This is a genomic window from Microbacterium sp. GCS4 (assembly GCF_001262495.1).
GTDB lineage: Bacteria > Actinomycetota > Actinomycetes > Actinomycetales > Microbacteriaceae > Microbacterium.
Genome location: NZ_LGYE01000002.1, coordinates 598,160 through 621,246 on the forward strand (window position 1 = coordinate 598,160; position 23,087 = coordinate 621,246).

At 70.9% G+C, this 23,087-nt stretch carries 17 protein-coding genes, 1 tRNA gene and 1 other RNA gene; 15 read left to right on the plus strand and 4 right to left on the minus strand.

Annotated features, from left to right (window positions below):
• Nucleotides 1-24: 24 nt before the first annotated feature.
• Nucleotides 25-672, plus strand: a complete 648-nt coding sequence (locus AKH00_RS10100) for a phosphatase PAP2 family protein (protein WP_152926154.1) — start codon at nt 25-27, stop codon at nt 670-672.
• A 28-nt stretch (nt 673-700) separates the two neighbouring features.
• Nucleotides 701-1,300: a GNAT family N-acetyltransferase gene (locus AKH00_RS10105; RefSeq protein WP_050722575.1), complete on the plus strand. Its 600-nt coding sequence runs from the start codon at nt 701-703 to the stop codon at nt 1,298-1,300.
• A 793-nt stretch (nt 1,301-2,093) separates the two neighbouring features.
• On the opposite strand, the gene AKH00_RS10115 is transcribed toward AKH00_RS10105, so the two are convergent.
• A tRNA-Ser gene (locus AKH00_RS10115) sits at nt 2,094-2,181 on the minus strand.
• A 95-nt stretch (nt 2,182-2,276) separates the two neighbouring features.
• Between AKH00_RS10115 and trhO the strand changes: the two genes are divergently transcribed.
• Nucleotides 2,277-3,167 (plus strand): oxygen-dependent tRNA uridine(34) hydroxylase TrhO, encoded by an 891-nt coding sequence (trhO, locus tag AKH00_RS10120; protein WP_050722577.1) that lies wholly within the window; start codon nt 2,277-2,279, stop codon nt 3,165-3,167.
• A 32-nt stretch (nt 3,168-3,199) separates the two neighbouring features.
• On the opposite strand, the gene AKH00_RS10125 is transcribed toward trhO, so the two are convergent.
• Genes AKH00_RS10125 through AKH00_RS10135 form a run of 3 tightly spaced genes read right to left on the minus strand, consistent with a single transcriptional unit; the run spans nt 3,200 to nt 7,656 of the window.
• Nucleotides 3,200-5,452: a transglutaminase family protein gene (locus AKH00_RS10125; protein WP_050722578.1), complete on the minus strand. Its 2,253-nt coding sequence runs from the start codon at nt 5,450-5,452 to the stop codon at nt 3,200-3,202.
• Nucleotides 5,439-6,653 (minus strand): DUF58 domain-containing protein, encoded by a 1,215-nt coding sequence (locus AKH00_RS10130; protein ID WP_050722579.1) that lies wholly within the window; start codon nt 6,651-6,653, stop codon nt 5,439-5,441. Before AKH00_RS10130 ends, AKH00_RS10125 begins: the two co-directional genes overlap by 14 nt.
• 13 nt (nt 6,654-6,666) lie before the next feature.
• Nucleotides 6,667-7,656 (minus strand): AAA family ATPase, encoded by a 990-nt coding sequence (locus AKH00_RS10135; protein ID WP_050722580.1) that lies wholly within the window; start codon nt 7,654-7,656, stop codon nt 6,667-6,669.
• 91 nt (nt 7,657-7,747) lie between these two features.
• On the opposite strand from AKH00_RS10135, the gene ffs reads away from it, so the two are divergent.
• The 12 genes from ffs to AKH00_RS10190 all read left to right on the plus strand — a co-directional run bounded on the left by ffs (nt 7,748) and on the right by AKH00_RS10190 (nt 22,987).
• Nucleotides 7,748-7,844: signal recognition particle sRNA small type (ffs, locus tag AKH00_RS17660), an RNA gene on the plus strand.
• Nucleotides 7,845-7,885: 41 nt separating this feature from the next.
• Nucleotides 7,886-8,491: a rhomboid family intramembrane serine protease gene (locus AKH00_RS10140; protein WP_235556739.1), complete on the plus strand. Its 606-nt coding sequence runs from the start codon at nt 7,886-7,888 to the stop codon at nt 8,489-8,491.
• Nucleotides 8,488-9,174, plus strand: coding sequence for a hypothetical protein (locus AKH00_RS10145; RefSeq protein WP_050722581.1), 687 nt, complete (start codon nt 8,488-8,490; stop codon nt 9,172-9,174). The genes AKH00_RS10140 and AKH00_RS10145 overlap by 4 nt, the downstream gene beginning before the upstream one ends.
• 74 nt (nt 9,175-9,248) lie before the next feature.
• A complete protein-coding gene (gene pta / locus AKH00_RS10150; RefSeq protein ID WP_050722582.1) occupies nt 9,249-11,366 on the plus strand; it encodes a phosphate acetyltransferase in 2,118 nt (705 codons plus the stop codon).
• Entirely contained in the window at nt 11,363-12,583 is a 1,221-nt protein-coding gene (locus tag AKH00_RS10155) for an acetate/propionate family kinase (protein WP_050722583.1), read from the plus strand. The genes pta and AKH00_RS10155 overlap by 4 nt, the downstream gene beginning before the upstream one ends.
• 104 nt (nt 12,584-12,687) lie before the next feature.
• Entirely contained in the window at nt 12,688-13,473 is a 786-nt protein-coding gene (locus tag AKH00_RS10160) for a beta-phosphoglucomutase family hydrolase (RefSeq protein ID WP_050722584.1), read from the plus strand.
• On the plus strand, nt 13,470-15,968 hold the full coding sequence (locus tag AKH00_RS10165; protein ID WP_050722585.1) for a glycoside hydrolase family 65 protein: 2,499 nt from the start codon (nt 13,470-13,472) through the stop codon (nt 15,966-15,968). Before AKH00_RS10160 ends, AKH00_RS10165 begins: the two co-directional genes overlap by 4 nt.
• 180 nt (nt 15,969-16,148) lie before the next feature.
• Nucleotides 16,149-18,542 carry a DNA polymerase III subunit gamma and tau gene (locus AKH00_RS10170; protein ID WP_200903834.1) on the plus strand — a complete coding sequence of 798 codons (2,394 nt, stop codon included), beginning with the start codon at nt 16,149-16,151 and terminating at the stop codon, nt 18,540-18,542.
• On the plus strand, nt 18,542-19,135 hold the full coding sequence (recR, locus tag AKH00_RS10175; protein ID WP_050722587.1) for a recombination mediator RecR: 594 nt from the start codon (nt 18,542-18,544) through the stop codon (nt 19,133-19,135). Before AKH00_RS10170 ends, recR begins: the two co-directional genes overlap by 1 nt.
• A complete protein-coding gene (locus AKH00_RS10180) occupies nt 19,132-20,070 on the plus strand; it encodes a DMT family transporter (RefSeq protein ID WP_082297580.1) in 939 nt (312 codons plus the stop codon). The genes recR and AKH00_RS10180 overlap by 4 nt, the downstream gene beginning before the upstream one ends.
• A 274-nt stretch (nt 20,071-20,344) precedes the next feature.
• Nucleotides 20,345-21,631: an aspartate kinase gene (locus AKH00_RS10185; RefSeq protein ID WP_050722934.1), complete on the plus strand. Its 1,287-nt coding sequence runs from the start codon at nt 20,345-20,347 to the stop codon at nt 21,629-21,631.
• 285 nt (nt 21,632-21,916) lie between these two features.
• Entirely contained in the window at nt 21,917-22,987 is a 1,071-nt protein-coding gene (locus AKH00_RS10190) for an aspartate-semialdehyde dehydrogenase (protein WP_050722588.1), read from the plus strand.
• Nucleotides 22,988-23,087: the final 100 nt, after the last annotated feature.

The window sequence follows — 23,087 nt, forward strand, 5'->3', positions numbered from 1 at the left end:
GCATCCACCCGGCAGAATGGTCGGATGAGATCGCGGACGATGCTGTGGTGGGGATTCGGGATGCTGGCCGCGGCCGCACTTCTCGGAGCCGTGATCGTGTTCGGGTACACCGAGCCGCCCGGGTTCGACCGCTGGTGGAACAGCGAGATCGTCGAAAACCGTGCGGACTGGATGCTGTCGTTCGCCCTCGTGCTCGATCACATCGGGGGCGGCTGGGTCGCGATCCTCGGTGTGCCGCTGCTCGTGATCCTCGCCTTGCTGCTCGCACGACGATGGCGGGGCGCGCTGTTCGCCGCGATGGCCTTCCTCGCGAGCGCGGGGATGGTGCAGCTGCTCAAGCACTTGTTCGGCAGGGCGCGCCCCGAGGACATGATCGTCGCGAGCGACTTCGGATCGTTCCCCTCCGGCCACACCGCGAACGCCGCGACGATCGCCCTCGTGCTGTACCTGCTGTTCCCGCGGGTCTGGGTCGCGATCGTGGGTGCGGCGTGGATCGTCGCGATGGCGCTCTCGCGCACCCTGCTCTCGGTGCACTGGACGACTGACACCGTGGGCGGAGCCCTCGTCGGTGCGGGCGTCGTGTTCGTGCTCGCGGGGTTCGTGCTGCCGTGGGCGCGCACGATGTCGGAGCGCATCCCACGATCGCGGACCCCGGCCGCGCCGATAGGCTGACGGCATCCCCACTCATCGAGGAGTCTCCGTGTCGCGCATCCGCCCGTACCGTCCGTCCGACCGCGCCGCCCTGTACGAGGTGTGCGTGCGCACCGCGGATGCCGGGGGAGATGCGACCGGAATCTTCACGGATGACGAGCTGTGGGGCGACCTGTTCGCGGTGCCGTACGTCGAGCGGCATCCCGACCTCGCCTGGGTGGTCGAGACCGACGACGAGCGCGTGATCGGCTACATCGTCGCGACGGACGACACCGAGGCGTTCTCGACCTGGTTCCGCGACGAGTGGTGGCCCGCCCTGAACGCCAAGTACCCGCGCGCCACGGAGCCGTCGACCCGCGAAGAGAAGATGGTCGAGTACGGCTACGCCCAGGCGCCCGGGAAGAACGCGAACGCGGGGGACTACCCCGCCCACCTGCACATCGATCTGCTGCCCGAGACGCAGGGCCAGGGACTCGGACGCCGTCTCATCGAGACGCTGTTCGCCGAGCTCGAGCGCCGCGGCGTGAAGGGCCTGCATCTCGGCATGGACCCCAAGAACACGGGAGCGGCCGCGTTCTACGAGCGTCTCGGCATGACGCGGCTGCCCGCGGAGCCCGGCGGGCAGAGCTACGGCGTGACCTTCGGCTGAAGCGTGACCCCCGGTCGTTGAGCGAGGAGCCCAGGGTTCTTCCTCGGTCGTTGAGCGAGGAGCGCAGGGTTCCTCCTCGGTCGTTGAGCGAGGAGCGCAGCGACGAGACGAAACGCGTCAGGTCGCGCGGTTCGGCTCGCCGCGTTTCGTCTCGCGGAGACCTGCACGGAGCGAGCGGAGCGAGTCGAAGTGTCGCTCAACGACCGGGGTTCTACTGACTGACGCTGGCAGTTCGGTGCGAACGGTTCTTGGAGTACACGCGGGATCTGACTGCGAACCATGCACCCGAGCCCAGGAACGGCACTGCGAAGATCGCCACCGACCAGAGGATGACCAGTAGTGACGAGAGCCCTCTCGTCATCATGAGCGACACGAACGCGACGATCGTGAGCACAAAGCCAAGGGCAAGAACGGACACGAATACGCCGTCCAAGAACGCCGGAACAAGTGGATTCATGAGATTCCCCTTCGACGGTAGCCGCGCGTAGGCCCTGTAAGAATGCCAAGCGGGCCTACGCGTGCACATGTGTCGCGACTATCGCCAACCACCCGATACGTACGCTTCCATGCCAACGCCAGTGACGTACTGGATGCCTGACGAGGCGCTCCAGGAAACAGTACTCCGGCACGAGCACAGCATCAGGTAAACGTCACACAGCCCCCGCTTCGTGAGGCCTTCAGGCGTTTGGCGGTGACGGCGGGACTCCGCTCTTCGCTGCGCTCAGGGCTCCCCGAATCCCCAGCATCAGATAAACGTCAAACGGCCCCCGCTTCGCGAGGGCCGTTTGACGTTTGGCGGTGACGGCGGGATTCGAACCCGCGGTTGCTTGCACAACACACGCTTTCCAAGCGTGCTCCTTCGGCCGCTCGGACACGTCACCAGGGAACAACCTGAACAGTCTATCCGATCGCGCCCGATGCCCATGACCAGCCGCCTCCGAGCCGCGGCCCCGCGGACGCGACGTAAAATCTCCAGGTGGCAACCCCCAAGATCGTGCTCTTCTACGTGTTCACTCCGCTCGCCGACCCCGAGGCGGTACGGGTGTGGCAGCGCGACCTCGGCGAGGCCCTCGGACTGCGCGGACGGCTGCTGATCTCGAAGGATGGCGTCAACGGCACGCTCGGCGGCGACCTCCCTGCTCTCAAGAAGTGGGCGCGCTCGTTCCGTTCGTATGCGCCGTTCCGCGACGTCGACCTCAAGTGGAGCGAGGGCACGGGGGTGGATGCCGAGGGGCGCAGCCTCGACTTCCCGAAGCTCAGCGTCAAGGTGCGTGAGGAGATCGTGTCCTTCGGCGCCCCGGACGAGTTGCGCGTCGACGAGAACGGCGTGGTCGGGGGCGGTACGCGCCTGAGCCCGGAGGCGTTGCATGAGCTGATCGGCGAGCGTGGCGACGACGTCGTGTTCTTCGACGGGCGCAATGCGCTGGAGGCTCAGATCGGCCGGTTCCGCGGCGCGGTGGTGCCCGACACCGACACGACCCGCGACTTCGTGCAGCTGCTCGACTCCGGCGCCTACGACGACCTCAAAGGCAAGCCGGTCGTGACCTACTGCACCGGCGGCATCCGCTGCGAGGTGCTGTCGAGCCTCATGACGTCTCGCGGCTTCGGAGAGGTGTACCAGCTCGAGGGCGGCATCGTCCGCTACGGCGAGACCTACGGCGACGAGGGGCTCTGGGAGGGCTCGCTGTACGTGTTCGACAAGCGCGGCTCGGTCGACTTCTCCGACCAGGCGGCCGTGATCGGCGAATGCGCGGGATGCGGCGCGGCGACCAACCGCACAGCCAACTGCCCCGATCCGTCGTGCCGCACGCAGTTCGTGGTCTGCGCCGCATGCGACACCGTGCGCTGCACCGTGCACGCCGCCTGACCGGCTCGCAGCGAGACCACGACACCCTCGGCTCAGGCGAGCAGTGGGGAGTCCTGCCCGCGGGAGGCGAACAGCGACCGCGGCACGAGCAGCGCCCGAGCCCGCGATGGACGGTCCACGCTGTGGCGGAGGCGGGTGAGCACCGAGCCGAGAGCCTCGTCGAGGCCGTGCGCCGTCGCCTCGGTCGGGCGCGCGTAGCTGGCGCGTTCGACGGCATCCGTGAGCACGCGCATCGCCTCGGCATCCACCCCGTTGTCGCGCACGAGATCGGCACCGCGCATGCGCGGCGACTCCGCATCGGAGACCGCGACTCCCAGATCGAGCATGGTCGCCCGCAGCTCGGCCCAGGCGGATGCCGCGTCACCGCGTCGCGCCCGCCCGCGGCGGACCGCCCGCTGGGACAGGCGGATCAGCGCCGGCATCAGCAGCACGACGAGGACCCCCAGGGTCGTGAACAGGACCGGGGAGGGATCGAGCGAGCGCAGCTGTCCGGTGGCGCCGGCGTTGTCGCCCGCGTCCGGGCGCTCGACCTCCGGGCCCGTGGTCGGCGCGGCCGTCGGGGCCGCCGAGGGCTCGGTCGGCGTCGCGCCGCCGGTGCCGCCGCCCGTGGTCGCGCCGGCCGCGAAGGCAGTGGGCACGCCGAGCGAGGCCGTCGGCTCGAACGGCACCCATCCGATGCCGGGGAAGAGCACCTCCGGCCAGGAGTGCAGCTGGTCGCTCGACACCGAATACACGGCCTCTTCGCCGCGCGTGGTCGTCGTCCGTGCACCCGGGAGGTATCCGACGACGATGCGCACCTCCATGTCGAGGCTCTGCGCCATCAGGGCGAAAGCACCGGCGAAGTGGATGCAGTACCCCGACCGTACGTCCAGGAACTGCGCGACAGCATCGGCACCGGTGCCGTCGAAGTCCTCCTCGACCGGGGTCTCGAGCGAGTACGTGAACTCGCTGCGGAACCACGATTGCAGCGCGATCAGGCGGTCGTAGTCGTTGTCCGCGTCGGCCGTGACCTCGTCGGCGGTCTCGCCGATCACGGCGGGCAGCTCGACCGGCTCGGCATCCGGGTCCGTCGTGAGGGGCGCAGCGGGAGTCTCGCGGATCTGCTCGAGCGTCGGCTCCACGTCCAGGGAGCGCACCGTGTAGTCGTTGCCGGCGGCATCCGCGGTCCTCGAGGCGATCGTCCGGTTGTCGGGGCTCAGCCGCCACGCCGCAGGAATGCCCTGCACGCTCGTCGCCGGATACGGCACCGGCAGCCACGAGCTCGACATGCGGATCACCCGGATCGACGTGCTCTGCTCCTCGACCGGGATCCCGGGTCCCCAGTCTTCCGCGCCGAAGCCCTCGCTCTGGGCCTGCAGGTCGCCGCGGTCGGGCCGCCACACCTGACCATCGAACTCCGAGAGGGTCGTGAGACGCAGGTAGGGCGCGGTGTCGGCCGTCGTCGCGAGCGTCAGCACCTCGACAGGGTTCGGCTGACGGAGGTCGTCCCCCAGCCGCAGGGAGGCGTCGACCGACACACCCGTTCCCGTGCCCGTCAGGCTGGCCGACACAGGCAGCACGGGGGCCACGATCATGGTCGAGGCGAGCGCCGCGGCGCCGACACCTGCCGTGACCGCCGCAGAGGAGCGACGCGGGGCCTCGGGATGCTGGGCGGCGGTCTGCCGGAGGAGCAGGATCAGCAGGACGGCCAGCATCACGAACCACACGACGTTCACGCCGCTGACCGTCACGATCATCGGCATCGCGCCGATCACTCCGGTGAGGAGGAAGGCGATGACGGCGCCGCGCTGCGCGACGAGCTGATCCAGGAGGATCGCGACGACCGCGAAGCCCGCGCCGAGGACCGCCTGCAGACCGGGAGACGCACTGAGGGGCGCAGAGCCGAAGGTGATCTGCTCGGCGGCCGAGGCGAACAGGGTCTGGAAGACCACCAGCGTGGTGTCGGTCGGGATCACGCCGAAGACCGCGGTCTCGCCCGCCACCAGCTGGGTGACGGTCGCCGCCGCGACCACGATCTGCGCGCCGAGCGTCACGAGATCGCGCACCCAGACCGGTCGGCGCTTGAGCAGCGTGCGGGTGAGCATCCCGGTCAGGCCCGTCACCACGATCACGACGACGACCGTGAGCGACCAGGATCCCGGAGCGATCACGGACGTGTACGGCCACATCGCCACGATGCCGGCGGCTGCAGCCATGACGGCCGGCCACAGGACGCCGGTCGGGAGATCGTGCTCCCGATGCCAGCGCGGCGCCGCCTGCGCGGCCGTGCGCTCACGCCGAGACATCGCCGGCTCCTCGCCGTTCCGCAGGGGTCAGCCCGACCCGCTCGGGGAGGGCGTCCTCCCAGGCCTCGGCGACGTCGTCGCCGAGGGTCGCGACCCGCCATCCGTGAGGCTCGGCGGCCTTCGCAGCCCCCGGTTGCGGGTCGGTCGTGAACAGGAGGGGAGCCGCCGCGCCGGCGGGACGCAGCAGCGCGGCATCCTCTTCGTCGAGACGACCCGTGATGTAGACGAGCGGTCCGGGCGGGGTGCCGCCGACGAGCGACGCGAGATCGCGGGCCTCTCCGCGCGGGGTCACCAGAGCCAGCGCCACGAGCAGGCCATCGCGGTCGTCCTCATGGCCCCGCAGCGTGCCGAGCAGCGCTCCGGTGGTGTCGATCACATCGACTCCGTACCCCTCCTGCATGAGGTGCACCGCGGCCGATGCGCACAGCGACACCGCGGCCTCGAACGCAGGGTCGGCCTGATCGCCCGACGCCGACCACCGCCCCGCGCTGCGGTCGAGCACGACGAGGGCGTCGGGGCTCGACTCCTCCTCTTCCTGTCGCACCATGAGCTGGCCGCGGTGGGCTGTCGCGCGCCAGTGGATGCGGCGCATGCTGTCGCCCGGGATGTACACGCGCGGTGAGAGATTGTCGCTGCCCTGGCCGAGACGACTCGAGGAGGTCTGCGCCGTGCCGCCGGCCGCGCCCACGCGGACGGCGAGAGGGGAGAGCGTGAACACCTCGGGCACGACCGTGACCGTGCGGGTCTCCCCGAACTCCTGCTCGCGCTGCGCGAGCCCGAAGGGGTCGACCGTCCGCAGCAGCAGCGGTCCGATCGGCCACACCCCGCGCCGGACGCCGGTGATGAGGTAGCTCAGTTGACCGGTTTCCGGCGGATACTCGCCGGCGGCGTCGCCCGAGACCGCGTCGGGGAGCACGTCGCGCCACAGACCGCGCGGCACCCGCAGGGCCCGCAGGGAGAAGCGCAGCGAGACGCGCGAAGTCTCCGAGACCGTGAGCAGATCGGTCGAGATCTGCCTCGTCACGGTGCCGGAGCGGCGCGGCGCCCGCACGACGATCACGGCGAGGATCGTCAGCGCGAAGAGGAGGATGCCGAGGTACAGGAGGACGACCGCGCCGAGGAGATTCGCCGCGACGAGGCAGCCCGTGCCCGCGATGAGCGCACCGGTGCCCCGCAGAGTGAGCATCCGGCGGCGGGGCATGACGGCCTCCCGGTCAGGATCGCGCGGCGATCGGCACGCGCACGCGGTCGACGATCTGCCGCAACGCGGACTCGACGGGCTGGGCGCCGGCGCGGTGCGCGCCTCGTGCGGGCAGGAGGCGGTGGGCGAGCACCGGGGCGAGGAGCGCGGACACGTCGTCCGGGATCACGAAGTCCCGACCGTCGAGCGCCGCCCACACCTTGGCCGCGCGGATGAGCTGGAGCGTGGCCCGAGGGCTCGCGCCGAGATGGAGGCTCGGGTCGGATCGCGTCGCCTGCGCCAGCGCGACCGTGTACTCCTCGATCGCCGGTGCGACGTGCACCGAACGCGCCCACGCGATGAGCGCCGTGATCGAGGCGGCGTCCGCGACGGACGTCACCGAGGACAGCGGGTTGACGGTGTCGCGCTGCCGCAGCATCTCGGCCTCGGCCGCGGCATCCGGGTAACCCATCGAGATGCGCATCATGAACCGGTCGCGCTGCGCCTCCGGGAGAGCGTACGTGCCCTCCATCTCGAGCGGGTTCTGCGTCGCGACCACGAGGAACGGGTCGGGGAGCGGGTGCGTCGACCCGTCGACCGTGACCTGCCCCTCCTCCATGGCCTCGAGCAGGGCGGACTGCGTCTTGGGCGAGGAGCGGTTGATCTCGTCGGCGATCACGATGTGCGCGAACACGGCGCCGCGCTTGAACTCGAACTCGCGATCGACCGGGTTGTAGACGCTCACGCCCGTGATGTCGCCGGGCAGCAGGTCGGGCGTGAACTGGATGCGGCGCACCGTGGCGTCGACGCTCGCGGCGAGAGCGCGGGCGAGCATGGTCTTGCCCACGCCCGGCACGTCCTCGATCAGCAGATGGCCCTCGGCGAGCAGGCAGACGAGCGCGCTGCGCACCGCATCCGGCTTGCCGTCGATCACGCGCGAGACCGAGTCGATGATGGCCGAGGTCTGCGCGGCGAACTGCGCGGCGTCGGTCACGGGTGGTCTCGGGGGCGGGTTCTCTGGCATGCGTTCCCTCTCGCGTGGGCGCAACGATGCGCGCGTGCACCGATCGTAACCCGAGCGGCAGGGAGCGGGCTCCGGATCGGCTAGACTTGTCCACGGCTCTCCGCGTGGCGGCATCCAGGCCAATTCCCCCAGGGCGGAAACGCAGCAAGGGTAACCGGGCTCTGCTGGGTGCGCGGAGGGTCACTTTCTTTTTCAGGGTCTTCCGGGGCGCACCTGCCAGGATCGAGACGTGACGAGCTCCGATGTGACCCGCAGCACCCGCGGACCGCGACCGCTCGGGCGCTTCGCCTCGCCGATCCTGCTCCTCGCGGTGATGTGGGTCGTCCAGGCAGCCGATGCGATCCTGCCGGGGTCCTTCACCGGCTTCGGACTGCGGTCGTGGGACCTCGAGGGTCTCCTGGGCATCCTCGTCGGTCCGCTGCTGCACGCGAACTGGCAGCACCTGATCGCCAACTCCCTGCCGCTTCTCGTGCTCGGCTGCCTCGTCGCGGTCGAGGGGGCACGCCGGTTCTGGACCGTGACGCTGCTCGCCGCCGTCGTCGGCGGTCTCGGGACCTGGCTGCTCAACGCACCGGGCACGCTCACGGTCGGCGCCTCCGGCCTGGTGTTCGGATACTTCGGCTACACCGTGCTGCGCGTGTTCGCACCGGGGCGGGTCTCGCACCGCATCCTCTATGCCGTGGTCGCGGTGATCGTGATCGCCCTGTACGGCGGCTCCATGCTCGCGGGGGTCGTAGGCGTGCGCGAGGGCGTGTCGTGGCAGGCGCATCTGTTCGGCGCGATCGGCGGAGGACTGGCGGTGTTCCTCGGACGCGGAGGGTCCCGCGCGACATGAGTGGCGCCACGAAGAGCCGGAGCACGCGACGGCGGACGACGGGCCGACGCCCCTCGGGTCGCGCGCGCCGCCGCCGGGTGTCGCCGCGCCGGCGCGCGCAGCGGCGGATGCAGCGGAGACGGGCGCTCGTCCGGCTCGCGATCGCCGCGGGGGCTGTGGCGATCGCCGCGCTCGCCGCGATCCTCCTCCCGCTCGGACTCGCGCACGAGAAGCCCATGGCGATCTGTCTGAGCGACCCGACCACGTTCCCCGAGTCGGGTATCGCCGGGTGGGAGGGCGAGCAGCTCGACAACGCCGCCACGATCATGCAGACCGCGACGACACTCGGGTTCGGACGGGACGGTCAGATCCTCGGCGTCATGACCGCGATGGGGGAGAGCAGCCTCCGCAACATCGACTACGGCGACTGGGAGACGAGCGGGTTCACGAACCCGGACGGAAGCCGCACGACCAGCATCGGGCTGTTTCAGCAGCAGGACTGGTGGGGGAGCGCGGAGCAGCGGATGGATCCCGCGACCGCGGCGAGGCTGTTCTATCAGCGACTCGCCCGCGTGCCGGGATGGCAGGATCTCGACCGATCGCTCGCGATCCACCGGGTGCAGATCAACCTCGACCCGACCTACTACACGCGCTACACCGAGGATGCGGTCGCCGTGGTCGACGCGATGTCGGAGCCCTGCTGACCGGCGTCCGCGCCGGGGCGGTTCTCACGGCCGACGCCCATGATCCGCGGGTGAGGTGCACCTAAGCTGGAGCCGTGGCGCAGAGCATCTACATCACCTCGGCCGAAGGCCATACCGGGAAGTCCACGATCGCCCTCGGAGTGCTCGATGCGCTCATGAGGGTCACCCCGCGGGTCGGCGTCTTCCGGCCGATCGCCCGCTCGGTCACAGAACGCGACGAGGTTCTCGAGCTCCTGCTCGCCCACGACGGTGTTCAGCTCGCGTACGACGACTGCATCGGCGTGACCTACGACGACGTCCGCGACGACCCCGACCGCGCACTGTCGACCATCGTCGCCCGGTTCAAGGCCGTCGAGGCGCAGTGCGACGCGGTCGTGATCATCGGCAGCGACTACACCGACGTCGCGAGCCCCGCCGAGCTCGGCTACAACGCGCGGATCGCCGCGAACCTCGCCGCCCCCGTCCTGCTCGTACTCAGCGGCCGCGACCAGCAGCGCCAGGCCGAGCAGCTCGGCACGACCACGGCCCGCACGCCCGCCGCGGTCGGGCAGATCGCCGCACTCGCACTCTCCGAGCTCGAGGTCGAGCGCGCCGAGCTCCTCGCGGTCGTCGTCAACCGCGCCGACCCCGAGCGCCTCGGCGAGATCGAATCCGCGGTCGCCGCAGTGCGTCCGGCGCGCACGACGCCCGTATGGGCCATGCCCGAGGACCGCACCCTCGTCGCGCCGTCGATCCGCGGCATCCTCGCGGCGGTCGACGGCCGCCTGATCAAGGGCGACCCCGACCGGCTGGCCCGCGAGGCGCTGACGATCGTCGTCGCCGGGATGTCGATGGTGAACGTGCTGCCGCGGCTCACCGAGGAAGCGGTCGTGGTGATCCCCGCCGACCGCACCGAAGTGCTGCTCGCGACGTTGCTGGCCGACGCCTCCGGGACGTTCCCGCGGGTGGCCGGCATCATCCTCAACGGACCGTTCCCGCTGCCCGAACCCATCGTGCAGCTGCTCGACGGCGTCCCCTCGACGGTGCCGATCATCGCGACGGACCTCGGCACCTACGACACCGCCGTGCGGGTCATGGGTGCACGCGGACGCATATCGCCCGAGTCGCGTGCGCGCTACGACCGCGCGCTCGGCCTGTTCCAGACGCACGTCGACATCACCGAGCTGACCACCCAGCTCGGCCTCGCCGAGTCGAAGGTCGTCACGCCGCTCATGTTCGAGTACGGCCTGATCGAGCGGGCGCGCGCGGACCGTCGCCGCATCGTGCTGCCGGAGGGCGACGACGACCGCATCCTCCGTGCCGCCGCCACGCTCCTGGCGCGCGAGGTCGCCGATCTCACGATCCTCGGCGACGAGTCGGCGATCCGGGCGCGGGCGGTCGAGCTCGGCGTCGACATCGCGGCGGCCGACATCGTGAGTCCCAACGATCCGGCACTCGTGGAGCGCTTCGCGGCCGAGTACGCCCGGCTGCGTGCGCACAAGGGCATCACGCTCGCCCAGGCCGCCGACACCGTCACCGACGTGTCGTACTTCGGCACCATGATGGTGCATACAGGTCTCGCCGACGGCATGGTGTCGGGGGCCGCGCACACGACGGCGCACACGATCCGCCCCTCGTTCGAGATCATCAAGACCCGCCCCGGTGTGAAGGTCGTCTCGAGCGTGTTCCTCATGGCGCTCGCCGATCGCGTGCTCGTGTACGGCGACTGCGCCGTGATCCCCGATCCCACGGCCGAGCAGCTCGCCGACATCGCGGTCTCCTCCGCCGCGACCGCGACGCAGTTCGGGATCGACCCGCGCATCGCGATGCTGTCCTACTCGACGGGGGAGTCGGGTTCCGGTGCCGACGTCGACAAGGTGCGCGAGGCGACCGCCCTCGTGCACGAGCGCGCTCCCGAGCTGCTCGTGGAGGGCCCGATCCAGTACGACGCGGCGGCGGACGCCGCCGTCGCGAAGGCCAAGCTCCCCGACTCCGCCGTCGCCGGACGCGCCACCGTGTTCGTGTTCCCCGACCTCAACACGGGCAACAACACGTACAAGGCCGTGCAGCGCTCCGCCGGCGCCGTCGCGATAGGTCCGGTGCTGCAGGGCCTCAACAAGCCCATCAACGACCTGTCGCGCGGCGCGCTGGTCGACGACATCGTCAACACCGTCGCGATCACCGCGATCCAGGCGCAGGGGGCCGCATCGTGACCACCATCCTCGTGATCAACAGCGGGTCGTCCTCGCTCAAGTACTCCCTGATCGACATCGAGGACGAGCGGGAGCTCGCGAGCGGGCTGATCGAGCGCATCGGGCAGGACGTCAGCGCGATCGCGCACACGGTACGACCGGATGCCGCGGGCGAGGCCGTCGTCACGATGCTCGACGCCACGCACGAGACCGAGAGACGGGTCGCCGACCACGACGAGGCCTTCGCGGTGATGCTCGAGCAGTTCGCCGAGCACGGACCGTCGCTCGACGAGCATCCTCCCGCCGCCGTCGGCCATCGCGTCGTGCACGGAGGAGCGCGGTTCTACGCGCCGACCCTCGTGACGCCGAACGTCGAGGAGCAGATCGCCGAGCTCGCGGTGCTCGCGCCCCTGCACAACCCGGCGAACCTCGCCGGGATCGTGGCCGCGAAGGCGGTCTTCCCGGACGTGCCGCACGTCGCGGTGTTCGACACGGCCTTCCACCAGACGCTTCCGCCCGCCGCGTACACCTATGCGATCGACGCCGAGCTGGCGGCGGAGCACCGGGTGCGTCGCTACGGCTTCCACGGCACGAGCCATCAGTTCGTGAGCGAGGCGGCCGCCGCGTTCCTCGGGCGTGACCTCGGCGCGCTCCGCCAGCTGGTGTTCCACCTCGGCAACGGCGCCTCGGTCACCGCGATCGACGGCGGACGCTCGGTCGAGACGTCGATGGGGCTCACCCCGCTCGAGGGGCTCGTGATGGGGACCCGTTCCGGCGACCTCGACCCCGCCGCCCTCGTGCACCTGTCGCGACGTGCCGGATACTCGATCGACGACCTCGATGCGCTCCTCAACACCCGCAGCGGTCTCCAGGGCCTCGCGGGGCGCAGCGACATGCGCGACATCCTCGCCGGGCGCGACAGCGGCGACGCCGCGGCGACCCTCGCGTTCGACGTGTACATCCACCGCCTGCGCGCCTACGCGGGTGCGTACATCGCCCAGCTGGGCGGGGTCGACGTGATCTCGTTCACGGCGGGGGTGGGAGAGAACGCGGCGGCCGTGCGCGCGGAGGCCCTCGCGACCCTCGGGTTCGCGGGCATCGAGATCGACCACGGGCGCAACGTCGAACGGCGCCGCGGCATCCGTCGCATCTCCACGGACGCGTCCCGGGTGGCGGTTCTGGTGGTGCCGACGAACGAGGAGCTCGAGATCGCACGGCAGACCTCCCGGATGCTCTGAGCCCGACCGCATCTGGGGGTTTCCGCCGCTCGCCGAGCCGCACTACGCTTGCACAGTGGCACGGAGATGGTGCCGGAACCCTCGTCCCTCTCCTGGAGGCTCCCGTGCCCGACGCACTGCCCGATCTGCTCCGCACCGACGGGGTCCTGTTCGACCTCGACGGCGTGTTGACGCCCACCGCCGAAGTGCACATGCGCGCCTGGAAGCACGTGTTCGACGAGGTCTTCGCGCAGTGGGGCATCGAACCCGCCTACACGGATGCTGACTACTTCGACTACGTCGACGGCAAGAAGCGCTACGACGGGGTCGCGAGCCTCATGCAGAGCCGCAACGTCGAGGTCCCGTGGGGCGCGGTCGACGACCCGCCTGAGGCCGAGACGATCTGCGGCATCGGCAACCGCAAGAACGCGGCCTTCGCCGCCTCGCTGCGTGCCGAGGGCATCGCGCCCTTCCCCGGATCGCTCGCTCTCGTCGAGCAGCTGACCGCCGCCGGCATCCCGCTGGGTGTCGTGTCGAGCTCGAAGAACGCCGAGGAGGTTCTGGGTGCCGCCGGCCTCCGCGACTTCTTCCGCGTCGTCGTCGACGGCGTCGTGGCCGAGCGCGAGGGACTCGCCTCCAAGCCCGCCGCCGATATGTTCCGCGCCGGCGCCGTCGCACTGGGCGTCGATCCCGCGCGCAGCGTCGCGGTCGAGGACGCCACCTCGGGCGCCGCCTCGGCTGCCGCTGCGGGCTTCGCGACCGTCGTCGGCGTCGACCGCGGCGCCGGTGCCGAGGCGCTCCTCGCCGCCGGGGCGACCGTGGTCGTCGAGGACCTCGATGCGTTCCTCCCGGCATCCGATCCCACCCCGACCCCCTCGTCCGCACCCTCCGACTCCGAGGAGACCGCATGATCGACCGCGACCGCTTCCCCGTCGACCCCTGGCGCCTGATCGAGACCCGCTACTCCGAGGACGGGGTGGGCGAGACGCTCTTCGGCGTCGGCAACGGCTACCTGGGCCTGCGCGGCAACCACATCGAAGGACGCGGCGCGCACGAGCACGGCACGTTCGTGAACGGACTGCACGAGACCTGGCCGATCCGCCACGCCGAGCAGGCGTACGGGTTCGCGGAGGTCGGCCAGACCATCGTCAACGCGCCCGACGCCAAGGTCATGCGCGTGTACGTCGACGACGAGCCCATCTCCTTCGACGTCGCCGACGTGCGCGAGTACCGCCGCACGCTCGACATGAAGACGGGCGTGCTCGAGCGCGTGCTCGTGTGGGAGACGCCGTCCGGCAAGCGCGTGCGTATGCGCGACGAGCGCATCGTGAGCTTCGAGGAGCGCCACCTCGCGATCCTGCGGCTCGAGGTCGTCGTCGAGAACTCCGACGCCCCGGTCACGATCAGCTGCCAGCTGCTCAACCGCCAGGACGGCGCCGGCGTATACGCGGGCATCCCGACCGAGGCGAAGAAGGGTTTCGACCCGCGCAAGGCCGAGAAGATCGCCGAGCGCGTGCTGCAGCCGGCCGAGCACTGGCAGGACGGCCTGCGCTCCGCGCTGTCGTACACCGTCGCGGCCTCCGGCATGACGGTCGCGGTGGTCGCCGACCACATCATCGAGACCGAGAACGAGTACACCTCGCGCACGCTCATCGAGGAGGACATCGCCAAGAACGTCTTCCGGGTGCAGGCGAAGGCCGGTGTGCCGATCTCGATCACGAAGCTCGTGAGCTACCACTCCTCGCGCGGTGTGCCGCCGCGCGAGCTCGTCGACCGCTGCCGCCGCTCGCTCGACCGCGCGATGTCCGAGGGCGTCGACGAGCAGTTCCGCCGTCAGGCCGACTGGCTCGCCGCGTTCTGGGAGCGCAGCGACGTGCGGATCGACGGGCAGGATGCCGTGCAGCAGGCGACCCGGTGGTGCCTGCTGCAGCTTGCACAGGCGTCGGCCCGCGCCGACGGCACCGGCGTGCCGGCCAAGGGCGTCTCGGGCTCGGGCTACAGCGGCCACTACTTCTGGGACACCGAGATCTACGTGCTCCCGTTCCTCACCTACACCTCTCCGCAGTGGGCCCGCAACGCGCTGCGCGCGCGCGTGCACATGCTCCCCGCGGCCCGTCGGCGCGCGGCGCAGCTCAACGAGGCAGGGGCGCTGTTCCCGTGGCGCACCATCAACGGCGAGGAGGCCTCGGCCTACTACGCGGCCGGCACCGCGCAGTACCACATCAACGCCGACGTGAGCTTCGCGCTCGGCAAGTACGTGCGGGCGACCGGCGACGAGGACTTCCTGCGGCGCGAGGGCATCGACGTCGCGATCGAGACGGCGCGGCTCTGGGCCACCCTCGGGTTCTGGCGCTCCTCGCACGCCGTGCCGGGGGCGGAGGGCGCGATCGAGACCTTCCACATCCACGGCGTCACGGGGCCGGACGAGTACACGACCGTCGTGAACGACAACCTGTACACGAACGTCATGGCGCGGTACAACCTGCGCTATGCGGCCAAGGTGGTCCGCGAGGCCGAGGAGGCGAACGGCGAGGAGTTCGCGCTCGTGCGCGAGCGCACCGGGCTGCAGCCGGGCGAGGCCGAGGGATGGGAGCGGGCGGCCGACGCCATGTTCATCCCGTACAGCGAGGCGCTCGGCATCCACCCGCAGGACTCGCTGTTCCTCGAGCGCGAGGTCTGGGATCTGGCGCACACGCCCGACGATCAGCGCCCTCTGCTCCTGCACTTCCACCCGCTGGTGATCTACCGGTTCCAGGTGCTCAAGCAGGCCGACGTCGTGCTCGCGCTGTTCCTGCAGGGCAACCACTTCACGCCCGAGGAGAAGAAGGCCGACTTCGACTACTACGACCCGCTGACCACGGGCGACTCGACGCTCTCCGCCGTGGTGCAGTCGATCCTCGCGGCTGAGGTCGGGTACCAGGACCTCGCGCTGGAGTACTTCGAGCAGTCCCTGTTCGTCGACCTCCACGACCTGCACCACAACGCGGCCGACGGCGTGCACGTCGCCTCCGCCGGCGGCGTGTGGACGGCGCTCGTGTGCGGCTTCGGCGGCATGCGCGACTGGGCGGGCGAGCTGAGCTTCGACCCGCGCCTCCCCGCGGACTGGCCGTCGCTGTCGTTCCCGCTGCAGTGGCAGGGCTCGGCTCTCGAGGTCACCGTCACGAAGGACGAGCTCCGCGTGCACGTGCGCTCGGGCGAACCCGTCCCGTTCACGGTGCGCGACGTCGCCTACATCGCGACGACGGAGGACGACGTCGTGGTGCCGCTCGCCGACCAGGGGCCGCTGATCCCCGGGCGTCCGACGCTGCGGCAGTTCGCCGATGCACGCCGGGAGGACGGAACCCGGCTGTCGGCCTCCGTGCCCGTCATCACGACGGCGATCCCGGTCATCGACTCCCAGGACTGAGCCGACTCTCCGCGACCGCTTCCACCGACGCCCCATCTTGCCGCCCACGCCCCATCGTGCGGACCGCGCTCAGGTGGGGCGTCGGCGCGCAGATGGGGCGTCGACGGGGGAGCGAGGCGGAACATCGGATGCCGGAGCCCGGGCTGCCTCGATGTCGGCGGCACGCCGTAGGCTGTTCTGGTGACCACAGCCCTCTACCGCCGCTACCGCCCCGAGTCGTTCGGCGAGATGATCGGGCAGTCCCAGGTGACCGATCCGCTGATGACCGCGCTGCGCGGGGACCGTGTCGGCCACGCCTATCTGTTCTCCGGTCCTCGCGGCTGCGGCAAGACCACGTCGGCCCGCATCCTCGCGCGCTGCCTGAACTGCGCGGAGGGTCCGACCGACGTCCCGTGCGGCACGTGCCCGAGCTGCGTCGAGCTCTCTCGAGCGGGCGGCGGGTCCCTCGACGTCGTCGAGATCGATGCAGCGAGCCACAACGGCGTCGACGACGCGCGCGACCTCCGCGAGCGCGCCACCTTCGCCCCGAGCCGCGACCGCTACAAGATCTTCATCCTCGACGAGGCTCACATGGTGACGCCGCAGGGGTTCAACGCGCTGCTCAAGCTCGTCGAGGAGCCGCCGCCGCATGTGAAGTTCATCTTCGCGACGACCGAGCCCGAGAAGGTGCTCGGCACGATCCGCTCGCGCACCCACCACTACCCCTTCCGTCTCGTGCCGCCCGCCGCGATGCTCGAGTACGTCGAGAAGCTCTGCGCCGAGGAGGGCGTCGTGGCCGAGCGCGGAGTGCTGCCGCTCGTCGTGCGCGCCGGAGGCGGTTCGCCCCGTGACACGCTCTCGCTGCTCGACCAGCTCATCGCCGGTTCGGATTCGCCGGCGGGCTCCGAGACCGTCACCGTGGCCTACGAGCGCGCCGTCGCTCTTCTCGGGTACACGCACGCGGCCCTGCTCGACGAGATCGTCGACGCTCTCGCCGCGGGCGATGCGGCTGCCGCGTTCCCCGCGATCGACCGGGTCGTGCAGACCGGGCAGGACCCGCGCCGCTTCGTGGACGACCTGCTCGAGCGCCTGCGCGACCTCATCGTGATCGCGGCCGTGGGCGACGGTGCGTCCGCCGTGCTCCGCGGCATCGCCGCCGACGAGCTCGCGCGCATGCAGACGCAGGCCCGGTCGTTCGGCGCGGCACGCCTGTCGGGCACCGCCGACGTCGTGAGCGCCGCGCTCGACGACATGTCCGGGGCGACCTCGCCGCGTCTGCACCTCGAACTGATGGTGGCGCGGGTCCTCGCCGGATCCACGGATGCTGCCGCTGCGGGGCCTTCCGCCGGCGCGGCTCCGGCCGCGACCGCCGCTCGAGCGAGTGCGCCGTCGGCTCCCGCATCGAACCACACGGCACCCGCATCGACCTCGCCGGTCGCTCCGCGAGGGAGCGCCGCGCCCGAGACGACGGTCGAATCTGCGGCAGAGCCCGCCCCGGCATCCGAGACACGCACCCCGGCATCCGACGGCCCGGCATCCGAGCCCTCGACGCAGCCCGAGCCCGCACCCGCCCCCTCCGGCCCGGTCACCTTCGATCGCATCACGGCATCCTGGCCTGCGATCCTGACGCGTCTCGAGGACATCAGCCGCGCGTCCTGGCTGCTCGCGACCGCCGTGCAGCCCCTCGCGTTCGTCACCGAGACCGAGGTGCTGACGCTCGGGTTCACGAGCCAGCACGATGTGGCGAAGTTCAAGGGGACCACGCCGGGATCGGGGCCCTCCGATCATCTGCGCACCGCGATCGAGCAGGAGGTCGGCGTCAAGGTCAAGTACCTCCCCGCGCCGATGCCGTCAGGCGGCGCACCGAGGCAGTCCTCGCCGTCGGCCTCCAGCGGGCCGACCGCCGATGCTCCCGCATCGGAGCCTGCGTCAGCCGGCCCCTCCCGCTCCCAGACCCGCAGCGACTCCGCGACCCCCGTGACGGACTGGGCGGTCGCCCCCATCCCGTCGTCGGCCGAGCCGACGAGCGCTGAGCCTGGAGTCCCCGCGGTGGAGCGGGCGGCCCATCCCTCGCCCCCGGACGCGGCCCAGGTCGCCCGAGGCGACGCCACGGGTGAATCGGCGACCGTGACCACGCCGTCGGAGCCTGCGTCGCCTGCCCCAGCGGTCCCAGCCCCCGCCGCATCGTCACCGACCGCGTCCGCCCATGCGCCGTCGCCGACCGCGCCGAACGGGCAGACGGCACCGAACGGGCAGACGGCGCCGTCCGGACCCGGGACCGACGACGTCCCCCCGCCGTACGACGATGAGCCTCCGCCCTACGACGACGAGCCGCCGTACGACCCCTCGTACGAGCCGGTGCCATCCTCCGCTGGCGGGTCGACCGCGGCCCGGAGCGCGTCCGCACCGCGAACCCAGGTTCAGGGGTCCGTGGTGTCTCCCACCCCGCGCGCCGCCCAGGCATCCGCCCCGGTCGTCACCGAGCGCACCCCGTCCGGTGGCGTGCAGCGCTACGGTGAGGCAGTCATCCGCCAGGTGCTCGGCGCGACGTTCGTGCGCGAAGAGCCCTACGAGCCCCCCGCGAGGTTCTCCTGATGTACGACGGAATCGTCCAAGAGCTCATCGACGAGTTCGGTCGCCTGCCCGGCATCGGGCCCAAGTCGGCCCAGCGCATCGCGTTCCACATCCTGCAGACGCCGACTTTCGACGTCGCGCGTCTGTCCGAGCTGCTCACCGAGATCCGTGTGCGCGTGCGCTTCTGCGAGATCTGCGGCAACGTCGCGGAGCAGGAGCGCTGCGCGATCTGTCGCGATCCCCGGCGCAACACCGCCCTGATCTGCGTGGTCGAGGACGCGAAGGACGTGGCGGCGATCGAGCGCACGCGAGAGTTCCGCGGTCTGTACCACGTGCTCGGAGGCGCGATCAGCCCGATCGCGGGCATCGGCCCCGACGATCTGCGCATCGCCCAGCTCATGACGCGTCTGGCCGACGGCACGGTGCAGGAGGTCATCCTCGCCACCAACCCGAACCTCGAGGGCGAGGCCACCGCCAGCTACCTCAGCCGCCTGCTCACCACCATGCAGATCACGGTGTCGCGTCTCGCCTCGGGCCTTCCGGTCGGCGGCGACCTCGAGTACGCCGACGAGGTCACCCTCGGACGCGCCTTCGAGGGCCGGCGCGTGCTGTGAACGCCCAGGGCGGCTTCTCCCGACGCGGCTGGCTGCTCTTCGGGGCGATGGCGCTCCTGTGGGGCGTGCCGTACCTGTTCATCAGCGTCGCGGTCGAGTCGTTCTCCCCGCCGGCGATCGTCGCCGGCCGCACGCTGATCGCGGCGCTCCTGCTGCTCCCGTTCGCGCTCCGCGGCGGTGCCCTGAAGGCGGCGTGGCGGCACTGGCCCTGGGTGCTCGCCTTCGGCCTGGTCGAGATGGCCGGTCCGTTCGTGCTGCTCGGCCACGCGGAGATGACGCTGCCGTCCGGCATGACCGGGCTGCTGGTCGCGACCGTCCCTCTGTTCGCTGCGCTCATCGCCCTGGGCGGCGGCGACCGCGGCGTGCTCCGCCCGGCCCGCGCGATCGGACTCCTCGTCGGATTCCTGGGTGTCGCGATCGTCGTCGCGGGGCCCGGGCTGTTCGGCGGTCGGGTCAGCCTGCTGGCGGCGGGAGAGGTGCTCCTCGTCGCAGTGCTCTACGCGATCGCCCCGTTCATCGTCGCGCGCAAGCTCGTCGACGTGCCTTCGCTCGGCACCATCACACTGTCGCTCCTCATGATCGGCATCCTGTACCTCCCGATCGGCCTGCTCACACAGCACGAGGTGCCGACCCCCACCGCGATCGGCGCGCTCCTCGCGCTCGCGGTCATCTGCACGGCCGTCGCCTTCCTGGCCTTCTTCGCGCTGATCCGCGAGGTCGGTCCCGTGCGCGCGCCGCTGTTCACCTACGTGAATCCGGTCGTGGCGATCGTCCTCGGTGCGATCGTGCTGTCGGAGCCGCTCACCCCCGGGCTGCTCATCGGCTTCCCGCTCATCATCGCCGGCTGCTGGTTCGCCGCGACCGGCGGGCGACTCCGTCCTCCGGCCTCCGCTCCGGCGGGGCTCGCGCCGGGGCCGGTGCCTCCCGCCCCCTGACGCGCCGCCCCTTCGACTCTCCTGCCGACGCGCCGCCCCCTCGACTCTCCTGCCGACGCGGGGCATTCGCGGCTCCGTCCTCACGCGCACAGATTCGGATGCCGGGCCCGACTCGCCGCAGCATCCCGATGTCCTGCGGCGTGTCGCGTGCCGTCTCCGAAGTCGTGCACGCGCGGACGCCGCTGAACGCCCGGTCGTCACATGCGCGGGCGGGTATATGCGCCGATCGTAGAATGAGCGTGGGCGGATCCGCCCGACATCCCAGGGAGTGAACGTGGCCCTCATCGTGCAGAAGTACGGCGGCTCGTCCGTCGCCGACGCAGAGAGCATCAAGCGCGTCGCCAAGCGCATCGTCGACACCCGTCGTGCCGGGCACGACGTCGTCGTCGCCGTGAGCGCCATGGGCGACACGACCGACGAGCTGCTCGACCTCGCGAACGAGGTCGCGCCGATCCCCGCGCCGCGCGAGCTCGACATGCTGCTCTCGAGCGGCGAGCGGATCTCGATGGCGCTCCTCGCGATGGCCATCCACTCCATGGGCTTCGAGGCGCGCTCGTTCACGGGCAGCCAGGCCGGCATGATCACCGACTCCCAGCACGGCGCGGCGCGCATCGTCGACGTGACGCCCATCCGTCTGCGCGAGGCGCTCGACGAGGGGGCGATCGTGATCGTCGCCGGTTTTCAGGGCTTCAACCGCGACACCCGCGACATCACCACCCTCGGCCGAGGCGGCTCCGACACGACCGCCGTCGCGCTCGCGGCCGCTCTGTCCGCCGACGTGTGCGAGATCTACAGCGACGTCGACGGGATCTTCACCTCCGACCCGCGCATCATCCCGCGCGCGCAGAAGCTCGACCACATCTCGAGCGAGGAGATGCTCGAGCTCGCCGCCAACGGCGCCAAGGTGCTCTACATCCGCGCCGTCGAGTACGCACGCCGTCACGGCGTCCTGATCCACGCCCGTTCGACGTTCTCGTCGGCCGAGGGCACCTACGTTCTGGGCGAGGGCATGAAGAACCCCCGCGAAGCCGAGGGAGCAGACATGGAAGAACCGATCGTCGCCGGGGTCGCCACCGACTTCAGTCAGGCCAAGATCACCGTGGCCGGGGTCCCGGACGTGCCGGGCAAGGCCGCGGAGATCTTCAAGATCGTCGCGAAGTCGGGCGCGAACGTCGACATGATCGTGCAGAACGTGTCGGGCGCGACCACCGGCCGCACCGACATCTCCTTCACGGTCCCGAAGGCGGACGCGACCGGCGCGCTCAAGGCGCTCGCGGCCGAGCAGACCGAGGTGGGCTTCAGCAACCTCGTGCACGACGACCAGATCGGCAAGCTCTCGGTGGTCGGCGCCGGCATGCGCACGCACTCGGGCGTCTCGGCGATCCTCTTCGAGGCGCTGTCGGCCGGGGGGATCAACATCGAGATGATCTCGACCTCCGAAATCCGCATCTCGGTCGTGCTGCGCGACAGCGACCTGGCCGAGGCCGCTCGCACCGTGCACACCGCCTACGGCCTGGACGGCGAGTTCGACGCAACGGTCCACGCCGGCACCGGCCGCTGACGCCGAATCGCTCGGCGCCTCCCTCCGTCTCCCCTGCCTCCGTCGCCACGACCATCGCGCGCAGGTAGGCGAAGGCGCCGGGGTAGGACGGTTCTGACGGAAACGTCCTACCCCGGCGCCTTCTCCTACGCCGGCGCGGGCATCCACGCTCACGCGCAGGTCCGGTTGCGGCCTCCGGCGCGATAGACTCACCGGAACCCTGACATCGGCGCCAGGCGCGGCATCCGCATCCCGACGTCGCGCCCGAAGCCTCTCTTGCAGTACTGCTCGACGCCAAGGAACATCATGACCCGCATCTCCGACTCAGGACTCTCCGTCGCCATCGTGGGCGCCACCGGCCAGGTGGGCACCGTCATGCGCGAGATTCTCGCCGAGCGGTCCTTCCCGATCCGCGACCTGCGCCTGTTCTCCTCGGCGCGCTCGGCGAGCACCGCGATCGAGTTCGGCGGCGCGACCGTCATCGTCGAGGACGTCGAGACCGCGGATGCCGCAGGCATCGACATCGCGCTGTTCTCCGCGGGGGCCACGGCCAGCCGTGCGTACGCGCCGCGCTTCGCCGAGGCCGGAGCGGTCGTGGTCGACAACTCCAGCGCCTGGCGCAACGACCCCGAAGTGCCGCTGGTCGTCAGCGAGGTGAACCCGCATGCGATCGACGACCGCCCGCGCGGCATCATCGCGAACCCGAACTGCACGACCATGGCCGCGATGCCGGTGCTCAAGGCGCTGGACGCCGAGGCCGGTCTCGAGCGCCTGATCGTGTCGACCTACCAGGCCGTGTCCGGCTCCGGCCTTGCCGGCGCGCAGGAGCTCCTCGGCCAGGTCGAGGGCGTGCTCGCCCAGGGCGACACCCTGCGTCTGGTGCACGACGGCTCGGCGGTCGACTTCCCCGAGCCCGAGAAGTACGTCGCGCCCATCGCGTTCGACGTCATCCCCTTCGCCGGCAACCTCGTCGACGACGGCCAGAACGAGACCGACGAGGAGAAGAAGCTCCGCAACGAGAGCCGCAAGATCCTCGAACTGCCCGGCCTGCGTGTCGCGGGCACGTGCGTGCGGGTCCCCGTGTTCACGGGCCACTCCCTGTCGATCAACGTCGAGTTCGCGAACGACATCACCCCCGAACGCGCGCGCGAGGTGCTGAGCGCGGCCCCCGGCGTCGTGCTCGACGAGGTCCCGACGCCGTTGCAGGCCGCAGGCAAGGACCCGAGCTTCGTCGGTCGCATCCGCGCCGATCAGTCCGCGCCGGAGGGCAAGGGCCTCGTGCTGTTCATCAGCAACGACAACCTGCGCAAGGGCGCGGCTCTCAACGCGGTGCAGATCGCCGAGATCCTCGCCGAGCGCCTGGCGGTCATAGCCTGACGGCATCCCCGCGATACCGAACCGGTCTGGTGGGACCGGCCCGCGTGGTCTGTCGCGCCGTGCCCGCGAACTAGACTGTCCTGGTGACAGAAAAAGTCGA